The organism is Iningainema tapete BLCC-T55, from assembly GCF_014698965.1.
GTDB lineage: Bacteria > Cyanobacteriota > Cyanobacteriia > Cyanobacteriales > Nostocaceae > Iningainema > Iningainema tapete.
Map to the genome: position 1 here is coordinate 1 of NZ_JACXAE010000010.1, position 5,640 is coordinate 5,640.

The window sequence follows — 5,640 nt, forward strand, 5'->3', positions numbered from 1 at the left end:
GTATCCCAAGAATTGCGGGCAGCCGAAGATCCAGAATTTGAAACTTTCTATACCAAGAACATTTTGCTCAACGAGGGGATCCGCGCTTGGATGGCTCCTCAAGACCAACCTCATGAAAAATTTGTATTCCCTGAGGAAGTTCTACCTCGCGGTAACGCATTGTAATCAATCTGGAATTTTCAGCGAATTATAGCTGAATTTCCTCCCCCCGCCTTACGGTGGGGGGTTTTTATTTGGAAATTCTCTAAAATTCATCTTCTGCCAACCCCAATTTCTATTTAAGTGTGTTATTCTTGGTAAAGGAAACAAGCTCAGTAGCAATAAAGCTACTGCCTTTTTGAAACTAAGACCACTTAGGCAACAAGGAGGTGATGCCCATGATAGAAAGTAGTAAAACCATGGGTCATCAGGTTGCAGTTAACTGGCTGTGCGCCGGAGCTGTTCTCTAATAGTTAGTTTAGTTTTCTAGAAAGACTAAGTCTGACTAATTACCTGGGCTAGCTCGGAGTTCCTTCCGGCAGTCTAGTTGTAACCTGAAGACCCGCTAGACCGCCCAAAAATTAGATCCCTTGATCTAATTTTTGGGCGGATAGTTTTTTGGGAGGTTAGATCCCCGACTTCTTTAAGAAGTCGGGGATCTGTATAGGGAACAAAACAAACTTAGTTTCAGTCAGCAATACTAAGTTTCATTGGTGCAAGATACCACGCACCAAGAAATAGATAGGAAGTGTTTATATGGCACAGCTACTTGCACAATCGGAAATTAAAGAGAGAGCAAGTGTTCTTTCTAACTGGAATGTAGAGGGTTCAGAGTTACAGTGTACCCGTAAATTTAAGGATTTCATTCAGGCAGTTGAGTTTGTGAATAAACTCGTTGAACCTGCTGAAGCAGCGGGACATCATCCAGATTTAGAGATTTCTTATAACAAAGTCAAGATTAAACTGACTACACATGATGCAGGTGGTTTAACGCACAAAGACTTTGATTTAGCTGGGGTAATTTCCCAGATTACTTAAGTGTTTGTGCAAAAAAGATCTGAAAACTTTAAATTGTCACTTTTTCATATAGACCTTCTATTGTACGCAAAATCAAGTGTGACAGTTTATAAGGCGATCGCCTACACCTTGCCATCAAAATACCATGAACTATAATTAGTGACTATAGAGCTATGTTTTTGCATAAGTTAATTACATAATTACTTTACCTTGAGTTAATCAATTGTTAGCTTGGCAAAAACTAAAATAGTGTAGAGGGCAACTATTATGCCTAATCCACAAGTTTCTACAAAAAGTCACTTTTTTGAGAATAGTTGCAGCAAACAAACTTATCTAAGACGGTGTGAGGAGAATAGGAAATATGTCTAATATCTTGTGGAAATCTTTGGTGGTAAGTCCAGCAGTACTAGGAGCAACGCTGCTGGTTTCAACGACGGCAATAGCTGCCCAAAACCCCACCAAATCTGAAGTTGTAATCTCAACAGAAGTCTCGTCAGGAGAAAATAATCAGGCTTCTCAGGTTCAAACCGTAGCAACTTCAACTACTAAGACAGATGCTCCAAAGCCAGAAATGTTGGCTCAAGCACAACCACAAGTTAACGTTTTAGAGCAAGTTAACAATTACAGTAACGAAGGCAAAGGCAACTCTCTATCTCAAGTAACGTCTGTTTCTCAATTCTCTGACGTACAACCAACAGATTGGGCGTTTCAAGCATTACAGTCTTTGGTTGAGCGTTATGGTTGTATCGCTGGTTATCCAAATGGCACGTATCGTGGAAACCGTGCATTAACCCGTTATGAATTTGCAGCAGGTTTAAACGCCTGTTTGGATCGGGTAAATGAGTTGATTGCTACAGCAACAGCCGATTTGGTAAGAAAAGAGGATTTGGGTACATTACAGCGGTTACAAGAAGAATTTGCTGCTGAATTAGCAACCTTACGCGGACGGGTAGACAATTTAGAAGCGCGTACTGCTGAAATAGAGGCAAATCAATTCTCTACCACCACCAAACTTGTGGGTGAAGCAATATTTGCTCTTACTGATGCCTTTGGTGATACAGCAGGTGACAGAAACAATACTGTCTTCCAAAACAGAGTACGTTTAGATTTACAAACCAGCTTCACGGGTAAAGACGTTTTACATACTCGTCTATCTACTGGTAATGCAAATAGATTTGATTTGGGCGTACCTGGTAGAGCCGATTTAACAGCGGCAGGTGGCAGCGGTGTCAATAATACCTTTGAAGGTATACAAACATTCAACATTACCGGGGATACAAGCAATAGCAACAGAGTAACTCTAGATTGGCTATCTTATACCTTCCCCATTGGACCTGCAAATGTATACCTTGCAGCCACTGGTGGTATTCATGCCGATTACGCTGCCACAGTCAACCCTTACTTTGAAGACTATGACGGCGGTAATGGTGCTTTGTCGATGTTTGCTTCAAGAAACCCCATCTATAACATTGGTGGTGGCGCAGGTGGTGCAATTACGCTCAACCTTGGTAAAGGTGGTATCATCAAACCAAGTTCAATAACTGTCGGTTACTTATCAAACGAGCCAAATGATCCTAGCCTGGGTTCTGGTATATTCAATGGTAACTACGCTGCTTTAGGACAGTTGAACTTTAATTTAGGCGATCGCTTCGCCGTAGCTGCAACTTATGTTCATGGTTATCACGGTGGTGGCAGTGCTTTGTTTGATGAGGGTAGATATCTTGGTCAATACACTGATTCTGCAGGTAGAATTAGAGACATTGGTGTAGTGGGTACTCAACAAGCCAATACTATGGATAACGCATCGACAAGTAACTCCTACGGGTTGTCTGCTGCGATTAGACCTAGTGATAAGTTTTCTATCAGTGGCTTCGTCTCTTACCATGACGTTAGAGGCATCGGTTCAGGTGATGACTTTGAAGCTTGGAGTTATGGTGTAGGCTTAGCTTTACCTGATTTTGGGAAGAAAGGCAACGTTTTAGGTCTATTCGCAGGTGCAGAACCATATTCTCGTAACAGAGTTGGTTTTGGCGGTAGCGAGACACCTTACCACGTTGAAGGCTTTTATAAGTACAGAGTCAGCGACAACGTTTCCATCACTCCTGGTGTAATTTGGTTGACTGCTCCTAACCAGCGTGATACCAATGATGCAATTATTGGTACACTCAGAACAACATTTACCTTCTAGTTTCCAGCATTAACAATATTAAAGGCTATTAATCCCCGCTACAGAGCGGGGTTTTTTATAACAGTATTGAAATACAAGCAACCCCAGTGGAGAACCGGAGTATACTAGAAGAAAGAAGATAAAGGAGATTAGCCAGACGTGGAACTATCGTGTAAATCTGAATATGCACTTCTTGCTTTATTAGAACTAGCAATCAATTACCAGAATGGGGAACCTCTACAAATCAGGCAGATTGCCGCACAACAAAACATCCCTGACCGCTATTTAGAACAACTACTTGCTATGATGAGACGTGGCGGTTTAGTGAAAAGCCAACGTGGATCGAAGGGTGGCTATCTGTTGGCGCGAGAACCTTGGAAAATCACACTTTTTGAAGTTTTAGGATGTTTGGAAGGCTTAGATATCCGGACTTGTGACGACGACTCTAAACTTGCAACAGTAGATAGTGACGTTGTTGAAGAAATTTGGCAAGAAGCCCGTAAAGCCGCTAATTGCGTTTTACAAAAATATACTCTTGCCGATCTTTGTGAAAAAAGAGATTCCCGACGGCAGATGGATATTATGTACTACATATAGTTAATGGTAAATTGTTAATTGCTAATAGTTAACAATTGACAATCAACAATTAACAGTTAACTGTCAACTATTCGTAAAGGATAAAAAAATGCGTATAGCAAAAAATATTACAGAACTTGTTGGTCGTACACCGCTAGTACAGTTAAACCGCATTCCTCAAGCTGAAGGTTGTGTGGCGCAAATTTTGGTAAAACTGGAAAGCATGAATCCAGCTGCATCTGTTAAAGACCGAATTGGCATCAGCATGATCAATGTAGCAGAAGAAGAAGGGCTAATTGCTCCTGGTAAAACAGTATTGGTAGAACCTACCTCTGGTAATACGGGAATTGCTCTAGCAATGGTAGCAGCAGCAAAAGGTTATAAGTTAATTTTGACTATGCCAGAAACTATGAGCGCTGAGCGTCGAGCTATGCTGCGGGCATATGGAGCCGAACTAGAACTGACAACTGGCATTGAAGGTATGGGTGGGGCAATTCGGCGGGCGCAGGAAATCGTAAATACTACGCCAAATACATACATGCTACAACAGTTCCGCAACCCAGCTAATGCGAAGATTCACCGCGAAACTACAGCAGAAGAAATCTGGGAAGATACTGATGGACAGGTAGATATGGTTGTAGCTGGGGTGGGAACAGGTGGTACAATTACAGGTGTGGCAGAAGTAATTAAAGCTCGTAAGCCGAGTTTTAAAGCGATCGCCGTTGAACCAGCTTCGAGCCAAGTTCTATCGGGAGGAAAACCTGGACCACATAAAATACAAGGCATTGGTGCTGGTTTCATTCCTCAAGTATTAAGAGTACAATTAATAGATGAAGTAATCACAGTAACTGATGAAGAAGCAATAGCCTACGGTCGGCGTTTGGCAAGAGAAGAAGGACTATTATCTGGTATTTCTACCGGAGCTGCTTTATACGCGGCAATTCGTGTTGCACAACGACAAGAAAACCAAGGACGCTTGATTGTGATGATTCAGCCGAGTTTTGGCGAAAGGTATTTAAGTACACCTTTGTTCCAAGACTTAGAACCAAAGGTAGCTACTAGCGTTAGCTAACAATAAATAGGAGTAATGGCAGAAAATAACTACTACGAAACTCTTAAAGTTAATTCAAATGCTAGCCAAGCGGAGATTAAACAAGCCTACCGCCGCTTGGTAAAATTATTTCACCCCGATACTAATCAGGAAACAGCAAATAACGATCAAATCATTCAGATTAATGCAGCATACGAAGTTTTAGGCGACGCTCAAAGTCGCCTCAATTATGACCAAAAACTGCACAAACATCAACAAAAAACCGACAACTATCGACAACAGCGTACAGCAGCAGCGCAAAAGCAATACCAAGCAACAAGAAAAACAGGTAAGGACGTTGATGAACAAGTTGAAGACTGGTTGTGCCTAGTTTATCAACCTGTTAATCGGATACTAAATGTTATTATTTACTCCCTACAAGAACAAATAGATAAATTATCAGCCGATCCTTTTGATGATGATCTTTTAGAGGAATTTCAGGATTACTTAAATAATTGTCGCAATGATCTCAAGCAGGCGCAAATTACTTTTAGTTCTTTACCGAATCCTCCTAGTTTAGCTAGAACAGCAGCTCATTTGTACTACTGCCTTAATCAAACTGGAGATGGCTTAGATGACTTAGAATATTTCCCCCTCAACTACGATGAAAGTTATTTGCACACAGGGCAAGAAATGTTCCGTATCGCCGCCCAGTTATATCGTGAAGCACAAGATTCCGTGAGCGTTTATGCGTAGAGACGTTCCGCCGGAACGTCTGTACAAGAATAATTAATCAGCAATTCTAAATTTAAGAATTGACAAGGACTTCAAAGCTGAGGAACAAAATATGGGGATAATAGGTTCTACAGAT

At 41.3% G+C, this 5,640-nt stretch carries 5 protein-coding genes and 1 pseudogene; all 6 read left to right on the forward strand.

The genetic code is table 11. The features are described from left to right. Window positions 1-165: pseudogene (locus ICL16_RS02120) on the forward strand (photosystem II D2 protein (photosystem q(a) protein)); the annotation flags it as partial. 570 nt (window positions 166-735) lie between these two features. Continuing rightward, window positions 736-1,017 (forward strand): 4a-hydroxytetrahydrobiopterin dehydratase, encoded by a 282-nt coding sequence (locus ICL16_RS02125; protein ID WP_190825250.1) that lies wholly within the window; start codon window positions 736-738, stop codon window positions 1,015-1,017. Between the two features lie 340 nt (window positions 1,018-1,357). After that, window positions 1,358-3,184: an iron uptake porin gene (locus ICL16_RS02130; protein WP_190825251.1), complete on the forward strand. Its 1,827-nt coding sequence runs from the start codon at window positions 1,358-1,360 to the stop codon at window positions 3,182-3,184. A gap of 138 nt (window positions 3,185-3,322) precedes the next feature. Beyond that, a complete protein-coding gene (locus tag ICL16_RS02135) occupies window positions 3,323-3,760 on the forward strand; it encodes an Rrf2 family transcriptional regulator (RefSeq protein ID WP_190825252.1) in 438 nt (145 codons plus the stop codon). Window positions 3,761-3,848: 88 nt separating this feature from the next. Then, window positions 3,849-4,811, forward strand: coding sequence for a cysteine synthase A (gene cysK / locus ICL16_RS02140; RefSeq protein WP_190825253.1), 963 nt, complete (start codon window positions 3,849-3,851; stop codon window positions 4,809-4,811). Between the two features lie 15 nt (window positions 4,812-4,826). Beyond that, entirely contained in the window at window positions 4,827-5,525 is a 699-nt protein-coding gene (locus ICL16_RS02145; protein ID WP_190825254.1) for a DnaJ domain-containing protein, read from the forward strand. Window positions 5,526-5,640: the final 115 nt, after the last annotated feature.

Excerpts from the sequence above, each read along its gene's own strand:
- ICL16_RS02125 (WP_190825250.1), top strand. The coding sequence starts at position 736 with ATGGCACAGCTACTTGCACAATCGGAAATTAAAGAGAGAGCAAGTGTT.
- ICL16_RS02130 (WP_190825251.1), top strand. The coding sequence starts at position 1,358 with ATGTCTAATATCTTGTGGAAATCTTTGGTGGTAAGTCCAGCAGTACTA.
- cysK (WP_190825253.1), top strand. The coding sequence starts at position 3,849 with ATGCGTATAGCAAAAAATATTACAGAACTTGTTGGTCGTACACCGCTA.
- ICL16_RS02145 (WP_190825254.1), top strand. The coding sequence starts at position 4,827 with ATGGCAGAAAATAACTACTACGAAACTCTTAAAGTTAATTCAAATGCT.